Origin of the sequence: Staphylococcus sp. HMSC36A10, assembly GCF_001838845.1 — a bacterium.
GTDB lineage: Bacteria > Bacillota > Bacilli > Staphylococcales > Staphylococcaceae > Staphylococcus > Staphylococcus aureus.
Map to the genome: position 1 here is coordinate 19,600 of NZ_KV839064.1, position 22,989 is coordinate 42,588.

The 22,989-nt window shown below is 32.9% G+C and carries 24 protein-coding genes and 1 pseudogene; 5 read left to right on the forward strand and 20 right to left on the reverse strand.

Annotation, left to right across the window (positions count from 1 at the left end):
• Positions 1-111 precede the first annotated feature (111 nt).
• The 15 genes from HMPREF3247_RS00095 to HMPREF3247_RS00165 form a co-directional block, all read right to left on the reverse strand.
• Positions 112-621 carry an Asp23/Gls24 family envelope stress response protein gene (locus HMPREF3247_RS00095; protein WP_000215236.1) on the reverse strand — a complete coding sequence of 170 codons (510 nt, stop codon included), beginning with the start codon at positions 619-621 and terminating at the stop codon, positions 112-114.
• A gap of 62 nt (positions 622-683) precedes the next feature.
• Complete coding sequence (locus HMPREF3247_RS00100; protein ID WP_000002683.1) at positions 684-923, reverse strand: DUF2273 domain-containing protein; 240 nt, start codon at positions 921-923, stop codon at positions 684-686.
• 12 nt (positions 924-935) lie between these two features.
• Positions 936-1,472 carry an alkaline shock response membrane anchor protein AmaP gene (gene amaP, locus HMPREF3247_RS00105; RefSeq protein WP_070866154.1) on the reverse strand — a complete coding sequence of 179 codons (537 nt, stop codon included), beginning with the start codon at positions 1,470-1,472 and terminating at the stop codon, positions 936-938.
• A gap of 174 nt (positions 1,473-1,646) precedes the next feature.
• Positions 1,647-3,209 carry a BCCT family transporter gene (locus tag HMPREF3247_RS00110; RefSeq protein ID WP_000792342.1) on the reverse strand — a complete coding sequence of 521 codons (1,563 nt, stop codon included), beginning with the start codon at positions 3,207-3,209 and terminating at the stop codon, positions 1,647-1,649.
• A gap of 307 nt (positions 3,210-3,516) precedes the next feature.
• Positions 3,517-4,524: a zinc-binding alcohol dehydrogenase family protein gene (locus HMPREF3247_RS00115; RefSeq protein WP_000781953.1), complete on the reverse strand. Its 1,008-nt coding sequence runs from the start codon at positions 4,522-4,524 to the stop codon at positions 3,517-3,519.
• Between the two features lie 234 nt (positions 4,525-4,758).
• The gene (locus tag HMPREF3247_RS00120) at positions 4,759-5,760 is read right to left on the reverse strand and encodes an NADP-dependent oxidoreductase (RefSeq protein ID WP_001180217.1); all 1,002 of its coding nucleotides are present in this window, start codon (positions 5,758-5,760) and stop codon (positions 4,759-4,761) included.
• Between the two features lie 282 nt (positions 5,761-6,042).
• Positions 6,043-6,912: an alpha/beta hydrolase gene (locus HMPREF3247_RS00125; RefSeq protein WP_000719329.1), complete on the reverse strand. Its 870-nt coding sequence runs from the start codon at positions 6,910-6,912 to the stop codon at positions 6,043-6,045.
• Positions 6,913-7,177: 265 nt separating this feature from the next.
• Positions 7,178-8,590, reverse strand: coding sequence for a 6-phospho-beta-galactosidase (lacG, locus tag HMPREF3247_RS00130; protein WP_000169226.1), 1,413 nt, complete (start codon positions 8,588-8,590; stop codon positions 7,178-7,180).
• A 17-nt stretch (positions 8,591-8,607) separates the two neighbouring features.
• Positions 8,608-10,320, reverse strand: coding sequence for a lactose-specific PTS transporter subunit EIIC (locus tag HMPREF3247_RS00135; protein ID WP_000983327.1), 1,713 nt, complete (start codon positions 10,318-10,320; stop codon positions 8,608-8,610).
• A gap of 5 nt (positions 10,321-10,325) precedes the next feature.
• Positions 10,326-10,637, reverse strand: coding sequence for a PTS lactose/cellobiose transporter subunit IIA (locus tag HMPREF3247_RS00140; RefSeq protein ID WP_001078309.1), 312 nt, complete (start codon positions 10,635-10,637; stop codon positions 10,326-10,328).
• Positions 10,638-10,658: 21 nt separating this feature from the next.
• A complete protein-coding gene (gene lacD, locus HMPREF3247_RS00145) occupies positions 10,659-11,639 on the reverse strand; it encodes a tagatose-bisphosphate aldolase (protein ID WP_000047015.1) in 981 nt (326 codons plus the stop codon).
• Positions 11,640-11,642: 3 nt separating this feature from the next.
• Positions 11,643-12,575, reverse strand: a complete 933-nt coding sequence (lacC, locus tag HMPREF3247_RS00150; protein ID WP_000604135.1) for a tagatose-6-phosphate kinase — start codon at positions 12,573-12,575, stop codon at positions 11,643-11,645.
• 12 nt (positions 12,576-12,587) lie between these two features.
• Positions 12,588-13,103: a galactose-6-phosphate isomerase subunit LacB gene (gene lacB / locus HMPREF3247_RS14795; protein ID WP_000684746.1), complete on the reverse strand. Its 516-nt coding sequence runs from the start codon at positions 13,101-13,103 to the stop codon at positions 12,588-12,590.
• 15 nt (positions 13,104-13,118) lie between these two features.
• Positions 13,119-13,547: a galactose-6-phosphate isomerase subunit LacA gene (gene lacA, locus HMPREF3247_RS14800; RefSeq protein ID WP_000974608.1), complete on the reverse strand. Its 429-nt coding sequence runs from the start codon at positions 13,545-13,547 to the stop codon at positions 13,119-13,121.
• 367 nt (positions 13,548-13,914) lie between these two features.
• The gene (locus tag HMPREF3247_RS00165; protein WP_001032743.1) at positions 13,915-14,670 is read right to left on the reverse strand and encodes a DeoR/GlpR family DNA-binding transcription regulator; all 756 of its coding nucleotides are present in this window, start codon (positions 14,668-14,670) and stop codon (positions 13,915-13,917) included.
• A 241-nt stretch (positions 14,671-14,911) separates the two neighbouring features.
• Between HMPREF3247_RS00165 and HMPREF3247_RS00170 the strand changes: the two genes are divergently transcribed.
• Both HMPREF3247_RS00170 and HMPREF3247_RS00175 read left to right on the forward strand, forming a co-directional pair.
• On the forward strand, positions 14,912-15,652 hold the full coding sequence (locus HMPREF3247_RS00170) for an NAD-dependent protein deacylase (protein ID WP_001566761.1): 741 nt from the start codon (positions 14,912-14,914) through the stop codon (positions 15,650-15,652).
• Between the two features lie 36 nt (positions 15,653-15,688).
• A pseudogene (locus tag HMPREF3247_RS00175) lies at positions 15,689-15,843 on the forward strand (hypothetical protein).
• Between the two features lie 92 nt (positions 15,844-15,935).
• Here the strand turns inward: HMPREF3247_RS00175 and HMPREF3247_RS00180 are convergent.
• The 4 genes from HMPREF3247_RS00180 to HMPREF3247_RS00195 form a co-directional block, all read right to left on the reverse strand.
• Positions 15,936-16,544 carry a DUF3885 domain-containing protein gene (locus HMPREF3247_RS00180; RefSeq protein WP_000333458.1) on the reverse strand — a complete coding sequence of 203 codons (609 nt, stop codon included), beginning with the start codon at positions 16,542-16,544 and terminating at the stop codon, positions 15,936-15,938.
• 190 nt (positions 16,545-16,734) lie between these two features.
• Positions 16,735-16,860 (reverse strand): hypothetical protein, encoded by a 126-nt coding sequence (locus tag HMPREF3247_RS00185; protein ID WP_001566764.1) that lies wholly within the window; start codon positions 16,858-16,860, stop codon positions 16,735-16,737.
• A gap of 218 nt (positions 16,861-17,078) precedes the next feature.
• Positions 17,079-17,927 carry an aldo/keto reductase gene (locus tag HMPREF3247_RS00190; protein WP_001015500.1) on the reverse strand — a complete coding sequence of 283 codons (849 nt, stop codon included), beginning with the start codon at positions 17,925-17,927 and terminating at the stop codon, positions 17,079-17,081.
• Positions 17,928-17,996: 69 nt separating this feature from the next.
• Positions 17,997-18,413 (reverse strand): MerR family transcriptional regulator, encoded by a 417-nt coding sequence (locus HMPREF3247_RS00195; protein WP_000850008.1) that lies wholly within the window; start codon positions 18,411-18,413, stop codon positions 17,997-17,999.
• A 244-nt stretch (positions 18,414-18,657) separates the two neighbouring features.
• On the opposite strand from HMPREF3247_RS00195, the gene HMPREF3247_RS00200 reads away from it, so the two are divergent.
• The 3 genes from HMPREF3247_RS00200 (at position 18,658) to HMPREF3247_RS00210 (ending at position 21,883) form a co-directional block, all read left to right on the forward strand.
• Positions 18,658-18,825, forward strand: a complete 168-nt coding sequence (locus HMPREF3247_RS00200) for a hypothetical protein (RefSeq protein WP_001790107.1) — start codon at positions 18,658-18,660, stop codon at positions 18,823-18,825.
• A complete protein-coding gene (locus tag HMPREF3247_RS00205) occupies positions 18,822-21,269 on the forward strand; it encodes a polysaccharide lyase 8 family protein (protein WP_000222232.1) in 2,448 nt (815 codons plus the stop codon). Before HMPREF3247_RS00200 ends, HMPREF3247_RS00205 begins: the two co-directional genes overlap by 4 nt.
• Positions 21,270-21,457: 188 nt before the next feature.
• Complete coding sequence (locus HMPREF3247_RS00210) at positions 21,458-21,883, forward strand: MAP domain-containing protein (RefSeq protein WP_000769705.1); 426 nt, start codon at positions 21,458-21,460, stop codon at positions 21,881-21,883.
• A 396-nt stretch (positions 21,884-22,279) separates the two neighbouring features.
• Here the strand turns inward: HMPREF3247_RS00210 and budA are convergent, their stop codons facing one another.
• On the reverse strand, positions 22,280-22,984 hold the full coding sequence (gene budA / locus HMPREF3247_RS00215) for an acetolactate decarboxylase (protein WP_000179064.1): 705 nt from the start codon (positions 22,982-22,984) through the stop codon (positions 22,280-22,282).
• Between the last annotated feature and the right edge of the window lie 5 nt (positions 22,985-22,989).

The following is a 22,989-nucleotide window of genomic DNA, read 5'->3' on the forward strand; positions in this document are numbered from 1 at the left end:
AAATACAATCTATACAAATGAGAGAATAATACATTTTCCATATTCAAATTATTAAAAATCACAAAAAAGCTCGGCACTTAAATTGAGTGCCGAGCTTTTTTATCGAATAACTTATTGTAAACCTTGTCTTTCTTGGTTATTGTTTTCGTTATTTTTTTCGTGTTTTTGTTTCCACTCTTTTTGAGTCATTACATCGTCAACTTGCATGTTAACTTCAACTACATCTAAACCAGTAATATATTTAACTTGTTCTTTAACTAATTCAGTTACTTTACGGAAGATTTTTGGTGCTGATTCACCATATTCTAAGATTACTTTTAAGTCTACAGCAGCTTGTTTTTCACCAACTTCAACAGATACACCTTGAGTAACGTTGTTGCCACTTGAGAATGCATTAGTGAATGTATCAGTTAAGCCACCTTTCATATCTAAGATACCTTTAACTTCACGTGCAGCGATACCAGCAATTTTTTCAACAACTTCATCAGAGAATGTTAATTTGTTTTTGAATTGAGGCTCCTGATTTTGTTCTTGTTGTTTTTGACGCTCTTCTCTTTCTTTTTCGTTAACACCAGTTTGATTGTCGTATGCTTGTTTTGCTTTATTGTTATCTACAGTCATAATAGATTCTCCTTTTACTTGTTAATTTTTATATTTTTTTAATTAAATTCTAAATTGATGAATTAACTCCATCGATTTAAAAAATTCATAAAATCTTGCTTACGGTCTTTCATATACCCAATACCTACACCAATTAAACATAAAACGATGATAAGTACTGTTTTCCAAAAACCTAACGTTAAGAATAATATCGCGATTAATAGAAACGCTAGGAAACCAACGATTCTCCATTTAAATACTTTTAAAAAATTAATCACTTGTTGTGTAGAGTCTTGTCCGTTTTGGTTATGATTGTTAGCCATGATATACCTCCCTTACAACACTCGTGGACCAGAAGTTTTCTGATCTCTCACATTAACTTCTAACTTACGTACTGGCATTTCTGTGAAATATTCTACATTCTTTTTAATATCCGAACGAATTGCTTCAGTTAAAGATTGAACTTGAACATTATTTGGTACGAAAAAGTCAGTTTTAATGTCGATATAAGATTTATTTTTTTTGTTATATAGTTTCGCAACTACATTTGGTTGTCTTACTTGATCATATTTTGCAATCGTATCGAATGCCGTCTTTTCAACAGCTTTACGAGATACGTAAACATGACCATCATCGAAGTCTTTGTATAATCCAGGTTTTCGATGCGTAGGTTTGAAGATACTAAATACTAATATAAGACCTATTAATATCAATAGTGCAGCAAGTGAAATAAGTAATGGTTGGAACCATTCAAATTGAAGGAAGTAGTCTTGATATTCAGTTATACGTCCATCTTGGATATACATGAATAACAGGAACCCCACGATTACTACTATTAATAAGCCAAGGATAAAGTTTTTAAGTCGTTTCACCCCTAACGACACCTCCTTAGTTAAAGTTAATTTAAAAACATATTAAATATGTACCCATCAGTTTTTTTCTTAAACATAATAAATTAATAACTTTAAATTTATTTTTAATATATAAGATGAAGTACCATTTAGTGATATATTCCCTAGTTTTTGTAAATAAAACCTCATTATTAATTAATTTTCGTCAATATGTTTTGAAGAACGATATTCTAAAATATCTGGGTCACGATGTTTAATTAAAACCTTATTACTATTTCTCGGTTTCTCCTCACTCAAAGATTTTAAAAGCGACCATATCATCGCTATAATGACCACGGAAAATGGTAACGCAGCAATGATTAATAAATTTTGTATCGCTTGCGTACCACCTGTGTAGATCATGATAATTGCAAATAATGCCATAATGATACCCCAACTCACTTTGACAAATGACTTCGGATTAATATCACCTCTTGAACTCAACATACCTAAAACATAAGTTGCCGAATCCGCTGATGTAACAAAGAAAATCATAATAACAAGTAAAGTAATTAAGCTTAATACAAAACCTAGTGGGTAATGTTGTAGCGTTGCAAAAGTTGCTGTTTCTGTCGCAGCTTTAGCAATATCGGCAATATGATTATCTTGTAAGTAAATTGCTGACGCGCCGAATACCGCAAAGAATATAAAGCAAACTAACGCCGGGACAAAAAGTACACCTAGAATAAATTCTTTAATCGTACGTCCTTTTGACACACGTGCAATAAATATACCTACAAATGGTGCCCAAGATATCCACCATGCCCAGTAAAAGATTGTCCAATTTTGTAACCATTGGAATTTTTGACCGCCTGACGGAATACGTAAACTCATACTAAAGAAATTTGCAATATAATTACCTAGACCATTTGTAAATGTATTTAAAATGTAAAGCGTTGGCCCAACAATAAAAAGACCAATAAGTACTACAAAAGCAAGTAACATGTTGATATTACTCAACGTTTTGATACCTTTATCGATACCTGACCATGCTGACCAAGTAAATAATATGGTTGCAATGACAATCAAGATTACTTGCATCGTGAAGTTACTCGGTACATTAAATAAAAAATGTAAACCTTCGTTTATTTGCAATGCACCGAAACCTAATGTTGCAGCAACGCCTGTTACTGTAGCTATGACTGCCAATACATCAATGGCACCACCTAAAGGTCCACGCATTGCCTTTTCACCTAATAAAGGCGTCAATGTAGCGCTGACTAAGCCAGGATATCCTTTATGAAAGCTAAAATATGCAAACACAAGCGCGACAATACCATAGACTGCCCATGCATGAATCCCCCAATGGAAAAATGAAAACTGCATTGCATCATTAATTGCAGATTGCGTGCCAGCTTTATGAATAGGCGTTAATTTGAAGGCATGACTGATTGGTTCTGCCGTTGTCCAGAACACAAGTCCTATTCCCATACCAGCACTAAATAACATAGCAAACCAAGACGGCAATGAGAATTCAGGATCTTCGCCTTCTTCACCTAATGTAATGTTTGCGTATCTCGAAAATAAAATATACACACAGACAAATAAAATAACTAAAACGAGCAATAAATAATACCAAGAAAAATGTAGCGCAATAAATGTAGTAATGTTTTGCGTGAGTTTTTCTAACTGTTTCGGAAATATTGCTCCAAAAGCAACAAATATCGTACATATCACTAAAGATACCCAAAACACTAGACTTACTGATTTATTTTTCATAAATACAAACCCTTTCTGTGTAATGGTAAGTTCATACCCATAACTGCAACATTTTAATCATTTGTAATTTTATATAGACACAATTAATAATGCCTCATCTTTTAAAAATGATATATAAAACACACTCAAATTATTTATCATTGAGCAACAAAGTATTTTATTGTATTTAAGTAATGCCTTTCTAATGCATTATTGAATTGATACCTGCAAAGTTGCCATATTTCCATTTAGAATCAATAGTCGCTAGACACAAAAAATAAGTCGCCCTATACAGTATTTTCTGCATAAGGCGACTTTACTTACTAAACTATATATTAATTACTAATTTTCCAATCATTGATTGTTTTTCCAACAATTGATGTGCTTGATATAAGTTTTCAGGTGATAAACCTTCAAAAACTTGTGTCGTTGTTGGTTGGTAATGCCCTGATTCTATATTTTTCGTAATATCTTCTAAATACTCATGTTGTTTAATCATATCAGGCGTTCGATGAATTGGACGCGCAAACATAAATTCATGTGTAAATGTTATACTTTTTAATTTTAGTGCATTTAAATCTTGATCTTCATTAAAAGCTACGATAGTTGTAATATGCCCTAATGGTTTTATCAGTTCAATCATAGTATTGTAATACAAGTCTGTATTATAGGTGCAAAATATATAATCTACTAATGGAATTTCTTTTTCTTTAAATTGACGCACTAAATCCTCTTTATGATTCAATACGATATCTGCGCCCATCTTTTCACACCACTCTGTTGTTTCTTGTCGTGATGCTGTTGTAATGACAGTTAAACCATACCGTTTAGCAATTTGAGTGGCTATACTGCCTACACCACCGGCACCATTAATGATTAAGACAGACTTCCCTTCGTTTTCAGCAGGATTCGTAGAAATTTTAAATGTATCAAAAAACGTTTCATATGCCGTAATACCAGTTAGCGGTAGACTAACCGCTTCATTAGCACTTATGTTGTGTGGTGCCTTTGCAACTATAGCTTCTGACACCAATTGATATGTCGCATTTGATCCTTGTCTATTTGGCGATCCAGCATAAAATACAACGTCACCCGGACTAAATAATGTAACGTCTGGTCCGATAGCTTCAACAGTACCAATAGCATCAAACCCAAGTACACGAGGTGCTTGAGTGACTTTCATTTGACGTTGTTTTGTATCTACAGGATTTACACTAATACTATTTACTTTGACTAAGATATCATCGTTTTCTGGCGTTGGCTTTCTTTGTTCGTATACTTTAAATAAATTTCCTTCTTCCAATTTAAAGGGCTTTTCAAATCCTATCATTTTCATATCGTTTCACCTCATTTATGAACTTATTTCTTATTATACAAAATAGAAGCCATGTGTGCTTATACCGCAGCATCATGACTCCTTTTTCATTTGAATATATAAATAATTACAGACGACTTTCGTATTACATTTTAGACTTATTTCTACCATGTTACTGAACAAATTTGCTTTAGATAAGAAAGTTATTAAATTTTGATCAATTAACAAAGTTAGTTTGTTAAAACGTATACTTTATTATTCCGTTACTTTAATAACTTGTTTACCAAAGTTATCGCCAGTAAATAAATTTTTAAATGCATGTGGCGCATTTTCAAAACCATCTTCAATGGTTACTTGTGACTGAATTTTACCTTCTTGAACCCATGTTGCGAGCTGTTCACTAGCTTCTTTAAAAGCATTAGCGAATTCACTTACTAAGAAGCCTCTCATCATTACTTGCTTCTTAATAAGCGTACCTTGAATACGTGGTCCGATATCTGCTTCAGGATGATTATATGACGAAATTGCGCCGCATACTGGTACACGTGCAAAACGATTTAAATGCTTAAATACTTCATCGCCAACTGTACCACCAACATTTTCAAAATAAACATCAATACCATCTGGTACTGCTTGTGCTAACGCTTCTGCAAAATCCTCTTTCTTATAATCAATACCAGCGTCAAAGCCCAGTGTCTCTGTTAAATAATTTACTTTTTTGTCGCCACCCGCAATACCTACTACACGGCAACCTTTAATCTTAGCAATTTGACCTACAACTGAACCTACAGCACCAGATGCAGCTGAAACCACAACAGTATCACCGGCTTTAGGTTGTCCAATATCAAGCAGACCATGATATGCTGTTTGTCCTGGCATTCCTAAAACACTTAAATATAAATCAAGTGGTACATCTGTCGTTGGAACTTTAGTAATTTGATCCGCTTGGACATGATTAATGATTCGCCAAGGCAACATACCTACAACGACATCTCCTTTTTTATAATCTGCGAGTGTCGAATCAATTACTTTTGCAACGACATGGCTAACAATCGGTTTACCAATTTCAAAAGGCTGTACATACGAATCTGCCTTAGTCATACGTCCTCTCATATATGGATCCACTGAAATATACAGCGTTTGTACAAGTACACCATCCCTCTCAAGTTTAGGCGTGTCAATCTCTTCAATTTTGAATGTATCCTCTTGAGGCATGCCTTCTGGTATTTTGTTAAAAAGAATTTGTTTATTTTGCATCATTAATCACCTTTCTTTATTTGAAACTTTTACTTATTTGTTACTTAAGCGTTAAGTTTGAATTGTGTCTTCGTGATGTCTGTATGCAAATACATTCTTAGTTGTTATATTTTGACTTAAGCACTGATTCATTCATGTAACTTCAACCACATTATATTTGCTATAATCATAAATTTAAAATGTTACGACTTAGACATTTTATGGAAACTCTCAAACAATAGATAATTTTTGAAAAGCTCTAATATTACAAGCTTTTTTGCCCCCGAAAAACTAGCAGTTGCTTTATTTTTTCCATAAGAAGTCGATTAACTCATTAGCAACATTTTCATTCTCATGAAGCTGACTATGTTGTGCAGGCTCACCTTCATATTTAGATTCTCGATAACTTTTCGGACTATTTCCCAGTAAATATTTTAATGATTTCGAAGAACTATTAGACACTCTGCCGTCTGAATGTGTACCATCTTTCAAATCTCCATAAATATTTAGCACTTCGATACCTTTACCTTTATAAATATCTTTTAGCACGCGTAATTGCTGATAAGGTTGATTCATTCGACTTGGTTTACCATCTTTATCAACTGTAATTTCATTGACATCTTCATTCATATTTAAAACACCATTAAATGTCCCTGCAATATTCACTTGTTTGTTTAACTGTGGCAGTGACTTGTCGTTACCATATGTCATCATATATTGTGCAAATGTTAAGTTCCCCATTGAGTGACCGACAAAGTTGAATTTATCGAAATTGTATTCAGATTGTAACTTAGTCAGTACATTTTTAAACCACGCAGCATTCTTATCCAAATAGCCTTGTCTGTTATTTTCAAGTTCAATTTTCACAATAGGATTCACTGCATCTTTTCTTAGTTTCCCTTTAAATGTCACTGCACCATCCTTTGAAACGTAAGCAGTGATGATATCTTTAGTTACCCCTCTTTTTTCTGCTTGCTTCACCATAAACTTTTCAGAATTGGCACTACCACCAAATCCATGTAAGAACAATGTTGGAATTGGCTTTTTAACAAATTGCTGTTGTTGTATTTTAAATGTTTGTGCCTGTCGTTGACTAAACACCACCGTAATAATAGAGCCTATAATAATAGCGACCGCTAACAATGTCGTAATAATTACAAAAATTTTCTTCACACTTTTAACTCCCATTCATGTCTTTTATATAAGTATAAAGGATGTGATTAAAAATGTCCTTTAGTTGATTTTGAATACATCATTAACTTTTAAGATGACTTTGGAAAGTTGTCCGTTAACATTTGTTAATTGATTGCTTCTTTAGCTTTCAATGGTGTGTCACCCATTGATTAATATATAAATATGTATATGCATGTTTAATTTATCTCTTTTTATAAATAAAGACCTACCAGCACTCGACTGATAGGCCTTTTAATATCTATAATTATTTAATTTCTTTTGTTTCGGCTAACTCTTTGTACCAATAAGCACTTTTCTTAGGATAACGTTCTTGAGTCTCAAAATCGACATAGAATAAACCATATCGTTTTTCATAACCATTTGACCAAGAGAACACATCCATTAATGACCAAATAAAGTAACCTTTAACATTTGCAACATCTTTAATAGCATCTGCAATAACGTTCAAATGTTGTCTTACATAATCAATACGTGCATCATCATGAACTGTTTTTTCAGATTCAATAAATTCATCTTTATATCCTAAACCATTTTCAGTGATATAAATCTTGTGATAGTTAGGATAATCTTTAACAACACGCATGATTTGATCATATAAACCTTGAGGATAGATCATCCAGTCCCAGTCTGTGCGAGGTACGTCGACATCAAATTCACGTTGTCCGACACCTTTAAGTTGGTATTTAGAACCGCCTTTATCACCTGTCGCATTATGCGTGATTTCAGATTCTCCATCGTAACCTCTCATCCAGTCACTCATGTAGTAATTGATACCTAAGAAGTCGTTTAAATCTTTGGCTGCATCTAAAATGGCATAATCTTCATCTGTAATATTTAATTTACCGCCATTAACAGATAAGATATGTTGCACACCTTCCATCGTTTCACGAGAATACTTACCTAAATATGTTGCATCTAAGATGAATTTATTATGGATGATATCTTCTAATTCTGCTGCACGAACATCTTCAGGATTTGATGGATCGAACGGATATTTTGTTGGCAATGCGTGTACAACACCAATTTCTCCTTGATAGCCGCCATCCTTGAATAATTTCACTGCTCTTGCATGAGCAACCATCATATTATGATGAGATTGGAAAACTTTTTCAAAATCATATTTAATACCTGGAGGGAATTTACCTACTAAATATTGGCCATCACCAATTGGTCCAATTTCATTGAATGTAGTCCAATATTTTACTTCTGGGAATTCTTTAAAACAATATTCAGCATAATCTACAAAGTAGTCAATCGTTTTACGATTTAGAAAATCGCCATCTTTGTGTAACACTTCTGGTGTATCAAAATGATGCAATGTTACAAATGGTTCAACATGACGTTTATGACACTCTGCAAATAACTTATGGTAATACTCAACACCTTTAGGGTTAACTTCGCCATATCCATTTGGGAAGATACGTGACCATGCAATTGAAATACGGATACCATTAACACCGAATTTTTCACTTAATTCTAAATCCACTGGATATCTGTTATAAAAATCACTCGCTGGTTCTGCAGTGTACCAATAGTTTTCTTCCAAATACGTATCCCATGCTACACGACCTTTACCATCCGTATTTGTCGCACCTTCTGCTTGATATGCTGCTGTTGCTCCACCAAAAATAAAATCTTCAGGTAATGTTTTAGTCATATGAAAAACTCCTATTCTTAATTTTCAAATTGTTGTTGAACGAAATCAAGGGCTGCTTGGCCGTCTCGTGTCAATTTGATATATTCGGCACCTTGAGTCTTCGCTAATTTAATACCTAATCTATCTGTATCTTGCTTAATATCTTCATAGTTAGACGCAACTTGTGGCGCTAAAATGATTAATTGGTACTCTTTCATAATGTCCATATGTGCGCCATATCCGCCAGCTGCCGCTTTCACTGGCACATGATATTCTTCAGCTGCTTTATTAAGTGCATTGGCTAATAATCCACTTGTACCACCACCGGCACAAAGTACTAAGACATTTGTTTGTTCTGTGATATTTGGAGCTTTAGCTGCATCGTCTGATACACCACTTGCCGCTAAAATTGAATCAGCTTTTTTCGTATCAAAGTTTGCTGCAACTTTTTCTTTTAAATCTGAATTACTTTCTTTACGTCCTTCTTCTTCATCAAGAATTTCACTATCATAAACTTTTAGGAATGGGTAGTAAATAATAATATCTACAACAATCAAAGTAATAGCTAGTATGAATGACCATAAACCAAAACCTGTACCCATGATAATGCCCAATGGACCTGGTGTTGTCCAAGGTAAATTCACACTAAAACTATTCATTCCTAACACTTCAACGAAAAGTTTGAAAATCCATACGTTAACAATTGGTGCTAATACAAATGGAATAAAGAACACAGGATTCAATACTAGTGGTGCACCAAATAAAATTGGTTCGTTTACACCAAAGAATGTTGGTACAACTGATGCACGTCCAATCGCTTTGTTTCGTTTAGATTTCGTCATCCACATAAACATGAACGGGACGACCAATGTTGCACCCGTACCTCCAAATGTAACGATAAACATTTGTGTACCTGATGTAATAATTTTATCTGCGTGTTCTCCAGCTTGAAGCAACTTGAAGTTCGCTTCGATATTCGCATATGTAATGGCTGCAATTGCTGGTTCTACTATTGATGGACCATGAATTCCTACAAACCAGAATAATGCAAAGGCACCAAAGATAATTGTGACACCAATCCATCCATCTGCTGCTGTAAATAATGGTTCGAATAATTTTAAAATACCTTCCGCTACATTTGATTTAAAGCTGTTGCGAATGACTAAATCTAATGCATAAAGAATGATGATTACCGCTGAAAATGGAATTAAGTCCTTAAATACTTGTGAAATATTCGGCGGTACTTCTTTCGGCATTTTAATTGTAATATTGCGCTTCACACAGAAGTTATAAACAATAACAGTTACAAATGCTGATAAAAATGCTGTTAATAAACCTTTAGTTCCCATAAATGCACTTAAGAATCCACCATCTTTGGCTGGATCAGAAGCTAAGAACAAGAATCCACACATCGCTGCTAGCATTGTAGAAATAAAGTTAATTTGATTTGTACTTTCTAGCTTACGGTTAAATGAATCTGTTAAAGATTTCGCTGTCGTTCCTGCTACTAAAAATGCTACAAGCCCCATCGTATAGTTATATGGTTTCATTAAAATGGCTTCCATGCCTTTATCCCATTTAAAACCAAATATATTTGGCACGTATGCAATTAATAGAAAGATACTTGAGAATAAGATGACAGGCATTGCAGAAATAAATCCATCACGGATGGCTCTTAAATATATGTTACGTGATAATTTCTCGAAAAATGGCTTCCCTTTTTCAATTTGTGCGATCAATTTTTGCATCATTGTCATCACCCTCTTTTATAAAATTCTAATAAATGCTTCATTAAATCTTTCAGTAAAATTGTTGTCATTAAATGGTCTTGACCATGCATCATCGTTACACTGTATGCAATATCATCACCTTGTGCTTCTTTAGCTAACAGGCTTGTTTGTGCTCTATGCGCTTCAGCAATGCAATTGTTTCCTTCTTCAATCAATGCATCTGCTTTTGCAAAATCTCCAGCTTGAGCTGCTGTCAATGCTTCTAAAAACTTAGAACGTGCATCCCCTGCAAATGCAACAATTTCAAAACCTAATAATTGGACTTCTTCTCTATTCATAGCATTAATCCCCTTTTATACTTATTTTCTTTGTTTCCAAGATGTCGCAGTATCTTTTAATACTTTATTTAAGTCATCAATATTTTTGAAACCAGTTGTACGTAACCATTCACGAGCAGCATCTTCACCTTGTTCAATGTATACTTGAACAGCACCAGACCATGTAGCACGGCCACAAAGTACACCGTTGAATTTAGCACCAGCTTCGTGAGCAAATTTTAAAGTTTCTTGGAATAATTCCGCAGAAACACCAGCACTTAAGTAAATGTATGGTAAATGAGTTGCTGCATCTTGATTTTTAAAGTGTTGTGCCGCTTCCTCTTTTGTATAAACCACTTCACCTTCAGCAAAGCCTTCTACATACTTCATGTTTACTGGTACTTCAACTTTCAATACATCAACATTAAAGCGTGGTTCTGAGAATAATTTCATTGCTTCGTTAACCTTTCTAGGCTTAACTTTTGCGAATTCAACACTACCGTTATCAGGAATGTTGTCATCGTATGTTAATACTTCTAAGAAGAAAGGAATGTCTTCTGCAACACATTCTGAACCGATTCTTTCAATGTATGCTTTCTTTTGAATGTTAATTTCTTCAGCATCATCAACATCATAGTAAAGTAAGAATTTAACAGCATTTGCACCTTGTTCTTTTAAACGTTTTGCAGACCACTCTACTAAACAGTCAGGTAAACGACCTTTAGCATTTACGTCATAACCAGTTTTTTCATAAGCTAGCAATAATCCACAATCTTTGTTACGTGCATCAGATGCTGGTAAACCGTATTCTGGATCTAATAAAATTGAAGATGCATATTGTGTTAATTCTTCCGCAACTAATACTTTTAATTGTTCAATTTGAGCTACAGTTGGCTCTTCAGTTTGATGTTTTGCCATCATGCGTTTTAAAGCACCACGTTGGTCAAATGCTAATGCAGAAATGATACCTTCGTTATTACTTAGTTGTTCAATTGATGCGATTTTTTGATTCGATTTTGACATTTTTTACACCTCTAAAACTTCAATTTGATTGAATAAATCATCATAATTATTTAAATTGACATAACCTGTTTGTGCTTCTTGCGCATTCAGCATGCCTAAAGTATTGGCTTTTTTTAGTAAATCGTGGTCGTTTTCATGATTGAGAATTGCTGAAGTAATTCCAGCAACTGTAGAATCACCTGAACCAACCGGATTTAATACGCTTATTGTCGGAATATTCACTCTATAGAATGTATGATTGTGCTTAGCGAATGCACCTTGTGCACCTAAAGACACAATAATCCACTCAATCCCTTCGAATAAGGGTTGTGACACTGCCTGTTTCAAACTTTCTAAACTTTCATCAAGTGGCTGGTTAAGCAATTGATATAGTTCAGAAATGTTTGGTTTAATGACTGTTGGTTTGTATGGATTTTCCAAAACTGTTTGCAAAGTTGCACCCGAGCAGTCCAATATCACAGGCACACCTTTGTTTTGGCATCGTTCAATAATTTGTGCATAATAATCTTGATTTAATCCTTTAGGTAAGCTACCTGAAATAGCAACTGCTTCAACTTTTTCTAATAATTGTTCAAAATGTTTAATAAATCCTGCAGCCTCTTGATTATCAATCTCCGGTCCCTGCTCTAAAATTTCTGTTTGTTGCCCTTCATGTAAAATTGCAATGCAGTTTCGTGTTTCACCCTTAATGTTATAAAATGCATGCTTGATGTCGGCATGATCTAATTTTTTAGCAATAAATTGACCTAATTCACCGCCAATAAAACCACTCGCAAGGACTGGCTCGCCTACTTGCGCAAGTACTCTTGTTACATTTAAACCTTTACCACCAGCTGTTTTACTTACTTCTTGAACACGATTAACATCATCTAATTTCAATGCTGTTAATGGATATGAAATATCAACGGATGGATTTAATGTTAAAGTTAAAATCATATGTGTCGTCCCTTAATCGTGGTATTCGCCTCTGTCCCATTTTTCTAAGAATTCATCAAAGAAATGTGGATCAGCTTGATCTGCATTGCTTGTTTCTAAATGTTTAATTTTAGCGATTAATTTTTTATTCTCTTCAGTTGGTTTATATTCAGCGTTAATAAATGCATCGATAATATCGCACATTAATAACTCACCAATAATACGTCCACCAAAGCCAATGACGTTCGCATTTAATTCTTCTTTAGCATATAACGCTGATGTCATATCACGTACTAGTGCTGAACGAACGCCAGGTACTTTATTTACAGCATTGTTAATACCGACACCTGTTCCACAAATACAAACACCTAAGTCTGCATTCCCGCTAACAACTTGTTCGCCAACTTTTTTACCAAAAATTGGATAATGTGTTCTTGTGAAATCGTATGTTCCTACGTCAATGACTTCATGTCCTTTTGATTTTAAAAATTCAGATACACGCATTTTTGTATCTGTAACAATATGGTCGCATCCTAATGCAATCTTCATAGTAATTTTTCCTCCTTAGCACATTTTATTAAGCATATCTACGCGGATTTGGTGTCTACCACCATCGTATTTACCTTCAACAAAACCTTTAACGACATTTTTCGCTAATGTGTCTCCAACAATTTCAGATCCCATAGTGATCATTCTTGAATTGTTATGGCCTCTAGTCATATATCCAGAGCGTTCATCTGATACTTCAGCAGCAATCATGCCTTTGATTTTTGTAGCAACCATAAAGCTACCTGCACCAAATGCATCGATAACAATACCTAAGTTACCTTCTTGACTTTGAACATCTTTTGCTACAGCCAAAGTTGCATCAACAAAGTCAACTTCCTGTCCTTCTGTTACGTCAACAACATCATATTTATTGTCTAATAAGTATGATTTGATGACTTCTTTTAATCGTTTGCCAGCTTCATCTGAACCAATAATAATCGCCATAATAAGACTCCTTTTTACTTTAATTTTGAAATACCTTTCTTAAAATATGACATGTTTATTTGTAGGTTATGAAAATCTTGCGAAAAGGCTTTCAATTTGATTACGTTTAAATTATAAACATAAACAAACAATAAATCAACATAATATGTTTATAATCTGTTTGTTTATGACATATTTTCAAACAATAAGTGAACATTTATACTGTGGTGTTGTTTTAATTAGGTATTCGTCTGAAATTGTAGTAAAACTTTGTCGAGGTTCCCGTTTACATAAATTTGCATAAAAAATAGCCCATAAATGAATGCAAATTCACATTCACTTATGAGCATATAGATACATATTTTAACAATGCAGTTATACTTTTAATTTAGTCGACTACTTCAATATATGTTTTAATCGTTTCTACTTTTTCTTCATCTTCATAGTCCATGACCACTGCAGTCAATTCGTTTAACTGACAAAATGATGTAAAATCTTCTTTGCCAACTTTCGTATGATCGATTAACAAGTATTTTTCAATTGAATTACTGAGTGCCAGTTGTTGCGTATAGGCTTCATCTAATGTAGATGTCATCACAGCACCTTTATTTACTGCGTTACTACTAAAGAACATCTTGCTAAATCTTAGTTTTTCCAACATGGCGTTCGCCATTTCACCTACAAATGCTTCTGTAATATGGCGCATTTCACCACCAATTAAATAGACACGAAAATGTGCTGTTTGTTTTTCTAACAAAATTTTATACACCGGTAAACAATTCGTAATAATTGTGAGCGTATGATGATTGACTTCTTCTGCTAATAGTTCCACTGTTGTTCCTGGTCCGAAAAACAAAGTATCCCCATCTTCAATTAATGATGCAGCTTTTCTAGCTATAAATCGTTTTTCTGCAATTTGACGGGTATGTTTTTCTTTATGCGATATTTCTTTATACTGAAATGTTGAATTACTGCGTGCACCACCATGAATCTTCGTTAAAATCCCTTTATTTTCCAACTCAATTAAATCTCTTCGAACTGTCATATCAGACACATTTAAACCTTCGACGATTTCATTCGTTCTTATCGTGCCCTTTTTATTCACTAGTTTAGCAATTTCGTCCAAACGTTCATGTTTATTCAATGTAAAATTGCCTCCTTTATTTAGGCGATGGGTCATTATCCTTTATGTTTAGACATCAATTTTAATATACATGCTTATTCTATAATAAAAATTGCGTAAAAACTAATATAATTTAACTGTTCGATTATATGTATAATTCATTTTTAAAAAGAACTGTTTAAACTGCGCTTTTGATAATCGTAAAATGAATATACTATAATAAAAGCAAAAGACGTTATAAATCATTCATTATTTTGATGGGGTGTTTAACTTGAAACATGATTTAGAGACACTAAAACATATTATAGATAGTTCGAATCGTATTACATTTTTTACAGGTGCTGGTGTATCTGTCGCAAGTGGTGTTCCAGATTTCCGCTCAATGGGTGGCTTATTTGATGAAATTTCAAAAGATGGGCTTTCGCCAGAATACTTGTTAAGCCGTGATTATTTAGAAGATGATCCTGAAGGTTTTATCAATTTCTGCCATAAGCGCTTACTATTTGTCGATACGATGCCCAATATCGTTCATGATTGGATTGCAAAATTAGAACGTAATCAACAATCTTTAGGTGTCATCACGCAAAATATCGATGGTTTGCACTCAGACGCTGGAAGTCAACATGTTGATGAATTACATGGCACGTTAAATCGTTTTTATTGTAATGCATGTCATAAATCTTATACGAAGTCAGATGTTATTGATAGAACTTTGAAACATTGTGATAATTGTGGTGGTGCCATTCGACCGGACATCGTATTATACGGTGAAATGTTAGATCAACCTACCATCATAAGGGCATTAAATAAAATTGAACATGCTGACACCCTTGTTGTACTAGGTTCATCACTCGTTGTACAACCTGCCGCAGGATTAATATCACATTTTAAAGGCGACAATTTAATTATTATCAATAAAGATCGAACACCTTATGATAGCGACGCTACTTTGGTCATACATGACGACATGGTTTCCGTTGTAAAATCATTAATGACAGAGTAATCAGTACGTAAAAAGCATTTCCCTGTTACTCGGGAAATGCTTTTAATTTTGGAGTTGCGTTTTTGGAATTTGGAGTTTGGAATTCGACATTTGGAATTCCAAATTAAAATGAGTGGAAAATTTTAATTATTGCGTGTTTAATGACTTGGTTTTGTAGCGATTTTTATTTGATGGATTGTTTTTTTGTTTGATGTTGGGATGCTACTTTTAATGGTTTGTCATTTGTAAGATTTAAAATAAACATAAAACAAGAAAAAAAATAATAGCTGCGAATATTAAAAAATTAGATATCTTCGTTATCAAATTCCGATATTAAATCATTATATTTTTCAGAATATCTTGCATAATCTTCATTATTATTAAAAGCTAGCCATAGACCTCTATCATCATATAAATGATATATTAAGTTTTTAGTATTGTTAATTATATATATTTCAGAATAATTATCATTCTGATTGATATTTGGAACTAACCCTTTAAAGTCTTGATTGGATATAGCTTTTAATAATTTTTTATGTTTTATATCTTTTATGGAACACTTATATGAAAACTCCTCGCACAAAATATTATCATCCTTCTCCTTTTTATATTCTTTAAAGTAATACAATTCATCTATTGTTAACGATGTAAATTTTTTTATAACATTTGTTTTCTTATAAGGTTCATTATAAACATATACTACATGAACCAAATTTATAGAATCAGAAGGCGAAAACAAATCTTCAAAAATGTTTATTGCATTATCATATACAGCTAAAAAATAAGTATTATTGATAGTTTTACCGTCCTTCAAAAACTGGTATTTATCGCCACTTAAACTTAAATGAATTGCGTTTTTTATCTTTCTAAAATTCAACTTTTTTATATCCAAATTATTTATATCAAAGCACATAATTTACATCACCTTATTCCCTTAAGATTTTTTCTTCTTTAGTTAAAGAAGCTACTCTTTTTCCTTTGTCATTTATTAACTTCCAATAAGAACCACTTAACCTTTTGAGTAAATTTACCAATACTCAACCCTTTATCATTTAACAAACTTTTATTAATGTTTTTGGCTATAATATGAGTCTTTACTGCTTTTAAATTGTAAAAATAATCGTCATAAATAATGGCATTTTCCGACATTCAAATGGTACAAAGTACATTGTCATATGCGTAATGATACCTGTAATTAATATAATAATAGAGAAGTGTATATATGTCATATCGCCACCTGCTATACAACTTATTAGATAATTAATTCCAAGACATATTAATTATCTAATTATAACCTTAGGTAAGTTATTGCATAATATAAAAATATATAATAACTTATTTGCTTGCTCTATTCACTTTTAAGAGTAATAAAATAACCTGAAACATAGACTTTAACATCCAAGTTCAGGTTAGCGTAATGTAAATGATTTACTTTGTTATATTATGATTAAACATCTAATTCTCTGCTTGTAAGTGCTTTAATCATCTCTGGATCAGCATGTGAGAAAAATTGGCTATTACTTTCTTCTAATGTCGCAATTTGTTGTTTATCTTCTTCTGTAAGTTCAAAATCAAATATATCTAAGTTTTGAGCCATACGTTCTGGATTCACTGATTTTGCGAGTACAACGATGTCACGTTCTACTAACCAGCGTAAAATAACTTGTGCAATTGATTTGTTATATTTATCTGCAATGGCCTGCAACAATTGATTTTGGAATAATTGATTTTTACCTTCTGCAAATGGTGCCCAAGCTTCTACCACAACATTTTCTTGTTGAAGTGCTGCAACTTGTTCTTCTTGTTGATGGAATGGATTAATTTCTATTTGGTTCACTTGTGGTTGAATTTGATTGTGAATACCTAAATCTACAATTCGATCAACGCCGAAGTTAGATACACCGATTGCTTTAATTTTACCATTTTCTTTTAACTCTTCTAATGCACGCCATGAGCCATATACATCATTATAAGGTTGGTGAATAAGCACTAGATCAAGATAGTCTAAATTTAATCGTTGTAATGATCGTTCGATTGATTTGATAGTATCTTCATAGTTTACATTTTCAATCCATACTTTAGTCGTAATGAATAGTTCACTTCTATCAATACCTGAAGCTTCAATACCTTGACCTACTTCAGTTTCATTTAAATAACTTTGCGCTGTATCAATATGTCTATAGCCCGCTTTAATTGCTTCTTTAACCGCTTCTGCTGTTTGTTCTTGAGGAATTTGAAATACTCCGAAGCCTAATACTGGTATCTTTACATCTTTACTTATTTCAATATGATTCATAAAATGAACCTCCTTTATCTTGTAAGTCCACTATAAACCATGGAGCGAACTCTATAGCAAGCCATAGGTTTACTTTCTCTCCCAAAGACGTTCAACATTGTCATCATGATTATCACTAGCATTGATTTTAGCAATATGATTATCATAATTATCAATTTTATATTGTAGTAAATCTCTCGCATCATGAATTGTCTTTAAGTTTTCATTTAATTCTTCGAGTTGCTTATTTAAAATTTGCTTTTGCTGTGCTTGAATATTTTCATTTTTAGGAAGCTGCGCTAACCTGCAAAATTCGATAAGCGATTCAATACTGACGCCTGCATTTCGCAAATTTTTCACTAAATAAATCCAATTTAAATCACTATCATTATATATTCTATATCCATTTTCATCTCGATTAACAGGTGGAATCACACCAACCTTTTCATAATATCTTAAAGTGTCTTGAGATATATTCATGAGCGCTACGACTTCTTTAGTTTTCATTGCGACTATCCTTTCAGTTATGTTGGTGGCATCTTAAGTAATGTTGCTTTATATATTACCATCCTCGTTTGAATACCTCTTATTTTATTACTCAAATTTAAATTTGTCTCTTTTTTAACATTTTACATTTCATCGTTTTTAATTACTTTAAAAATTGTATAACTTAAACATTTAAAATGATATAATCACTAAGATTGATAATATTTAATTTTTTAAAAATTATTTTCGTTGCAATTTTTGGGTGATGCGGAAAATTTGGGTGATCGATTGTTTATATGCATCAACATTCTTTGTGGATTGTTTGACAGTAGACAGTCATTTGTATACGTTAACGAATTTTGAAAAATTGAATCATTATTTAATCATAATATTCATTGCGCACGCGCAACACAAAAAGGAGACATGTCAATGACATATAGAATAAAGAAATGGCAAAAATTATCCACCATTACGTTATTAATGGCTGGTGTGATTACTTTGAATGGTGGTGAATTCAGAAGTATTGATAAATATCAAATCGCTGTGGCTGATACGAATGTTCAAACGCCAGATTATGAAAAGTTGAGGAACACATGGCTGGACGTTAACTATGGTTATGATAAGTATGATGAGAAGAATGACGCAATGAAGAAGAAGTTTGAGGCTACGGAGAATGAGGCAAAGAAATTACTTAGTGAGATGAAAACTGAAAGTGATAGGAAATACTTGTGGGAAAACTCAAAAGATTTAGATACGAAGTCTGCGGATATGACTCGTACCTATCGTAATATTGAGAAAATCGCAGAAGCGATGAAGCATAAAGATACTAAGTTAAAAATAGATGAAAACAAGAAGAAAGTGAAAGATGCCCTTGAGTGGCTGCATAAAAATGCATATGGAAAAGAACCAGATAAAAAAGTTGCTGATTTGACCTCAAACTTTAAAAATAAAACTTCTAGAAATACCAATTTAAATTGGTGGGATTATGAAATTGGAACACCTAGAGCATTAACAAATACCCTTATATTGCTGAATGATCAATTTTCAAATGACGAAAAGAAAAAATACACTGCCCCTATCAAAACTTTCGCCCCAGAAAGTGACAAAATATTATCATCAGTAGGACAACCTGAACAAGCTAAAGGGGGAAATTTAGTAGACATTGCTAAAGTAAAACTTTTAGAAAGTATTATCGAAGAAGATAAAGATATAACTAAAAATTCAATAGATGCATTTAATAAAGTCTTCACTTACGTTCAAAGTAATGCAACTGGTAAAGAACGTAATGGATTCTATAAAGACGGCTCTTATATTGATCATCAAGACGTCCCATACACTGGTGCTTATGGCGTTGTACTCTTAGAGGGGATTTCTCAAATGATGCCGATGATAAAAGAAACACCTTTTAATGATAAAACCCAAAATGATACAACCTTAAAGTCATGGATTGACGACGGATTTATGCCACTCATTTATAAAGGTGAAATGATGGATTTATCAAGAGGTAGAGCTATCAGTCGTGAAAATGAAACGAGTCATACAGCGTCAGCGACTGTAATGAAATCATTGTTGAGATTGAGTGATGCCATGGATGATTCAACAAAAGCTAAGTATAAGCAAATCGTTAAAACTTCTGTTAAATCTGATTCAAGTTACGGCCAAAATGATACATTAAGCTCTTATTCGGATATAAGCAAAATGAAGTCTTTAATGGAAGACAGCACTATTTCTACTAACGGTTTAACACAACAACTTAAAATATATAATGACATGGATCGTGTCACCTATCACAATAAAGACTTAGACTTTGCATTTGGTTTAAGTATGACGTCGAAAAACGTCGCACGTTACGAAAGTATCAACGGAGAGAACTTAAAAGGTTGGCACACTGGTGCTGGAATGTCTTATTTATACAATAGCGATGTGAAACACTACCGTGATAACTTCTGGGCGACAGCTGATATGAAACGTTTAGCAGGTACAACAACTTTAGAAAATGAAGAACCTAAAGGTACGGATGTTAAAAAGTCGAGTAAAACTTTTGTAGGCGGAACAAAATTCGATGACCAACATGCTAGTATCGGAATGGATTTTGAAAATCAGGACAAAACTTTAACTGCCAAAAAATCATATTTCATATTAAACGATAAAATTGTCTTCTTAGGAACTGGCATTAAAAGTACTGATTCATCAAAGAATCCAGTTACAACGATTGAAAATCGCAAAGCGAATGGGTATACGTTATATACAGACGATAAACAAACAACCGCTTCCGATAATCAGGGAACCAATTCCGTCTTTTTAGAGTCAACCAATAAACCTAAAAACAATATAGGCTATCATTTTTTAAACGAATCGAAAATAACTGTAAAAAAAGAAAGTCATACTGGTAAGTGGAGTGATATAAATAAAAGTCAAAAGCAAGACAGTAAAACTAATCAATATTATGAAGTAACTCAAAAGCATTCTAATACAGATAGTAAATATGCATATGTGTTGTATCCAGGCTTATCTAAAGATGACTTTAATACAAAAAAAGATAAAGTAACTGTCGTTAAACAAGATGATGACTTCCACGTTGTGAAAGATAATGAATCGGTTTGGGCTGGTGTTAATTACAGCGATAGCACTCAAACTTTTATCATTAACAAAACTAAAGTCGAAGTTAAAGCAAAAGGTATGTTTATACTTAAAAAGAAAGATGATAAAACTTATGAATGTAGCTTCTATAATCCCGAATCTACAAATACCGCTTCAGATATTGAATCTAAAATTTCAATGACTGGATACTCTATTACAAACAAAAATACGTCGACTTCTAATGAATCCGGCGTGCGCTTTGAATTACAACAAACATTAAATAAAGATGATAATTAATGATTTAAAATTATAGTAACATGATGGTTTATTATATTTCTTTTTTCAAAATACACGAGTCATATCCCTCGTTAAAAACTATTACTAAAAATCAAAAATATAAAAAAATCAAAAAGTATGTTTTAAACTTTATGAAACGTGTTATACAAATAGTGTAATATCCTACAAAACAAAAAGGAGATTGAGTTATGAAACTAAAATCATTTGTTACTGCCACTTTAGCATTGGGATTATTATCAACAGTAGGTGCAGCTTTACCGAGTCATGAAGCATCTGCAGATAGTAATAACGGTTATAAGGAATTGACAATGGATGGGAAACACACTGTACCTTACACGATCTCAGTAGATGGTATTACTGCATTACATCGAACTTACTTTGTTTTTCCAGAAAATAAAAAGGTACTTTATCAAGAAATTGACAGTAAAGTAAAAAATGAATTAGCTTCACAACGTGGTGTTACAACAGAAAAAATTAATAATGCGCAAACTGCAACTTATACACTTACTTTGAATGATGGTAATAAAAAAGTAGTGAATCTAAAGAAAAATGACGACGCTAAAAATTCAATTGATCCAAGTACAATCAAACAGATACAAATTGTAGTTAAATAATAATTTGAAAATGAAGAATAATTACATGAGGCAAACGCTGAAAAATTGCGTTTGTCTTTTTAGTATGAAATGAATGATCTTGTCATATATTGTTTCTTAGTTCTCGTACCAATAAACCAGCTATGCAATTGTAAATTCTATATTAATGTCTTCCTCAATTTATTATCTAAACATAACAGCAAATCTCAAATATCTGGAACCTAAATAAATCCCCTCACTACCGCTAATAGTGAAGGGATTTATTTTATTGCTTAGACGTATTCATAAATATATTTGTTCTATTGTAATCATGCTTAACCGTATTAATCAACCTTTTATCATTGCTAAATTTCCAAATCGAAAATTATGAAGTCAATGTCTCAATTTTCATAAACCGTCATTACATTTCCGCATTCATTATTCAGCTTCTCTAATTTCGTCTGCAATATCTTTATAGTCAATATTTGCATTTATGAAATCCCCATCATGTATTGGAAAATGCTGTTCAAATGTTTCTATATTTTGGATTTCTACCTTAACATCTTCTACTTCAAAATCTAAGACATGTCCACCAAAATTACGATCATCATTTGCAAAGTGTACATGGAATCCTGCTGATCCGATACCATGGAATAATTCTGGTGTAAAGAAACCAACGACTGAACCTTTGACATACGTTTCAGTTTGTTCAGGTTGTCTTCTAGCTGAATCGATTAAACGTGTATAAGGTGGTTCTTGAGCCGGCATCATACGTACATGCATTTTTTTAAATAAGCCTGAAATTTTTACTGCTGAAAATAAATTTTCACTCAGCATTTTCTCCTTAATTTCTGCAAAAACTGCTTCAGAAGATTTATCTTTCGTTTCATAGCTCGTATCTGCTACGAATTTAGTTACAGTTGCATATGGTGTTAACTCGTCACCTTTTAATTCCACAAATTCTTTATGTTCATTTGCATGATAGGCTTTTCCATCTAAAAAGATGACCTCACCATTTGAACCTGTTAGTGTAGCGATACCTAGGTCACCATGCTGCAATAATTCATTTATTGATGCAGTTCCTTTTAATAAACCTGCCATTAATGTGCCTAATGTACCATGTTGATATAAAACACTAGCCATAAAAT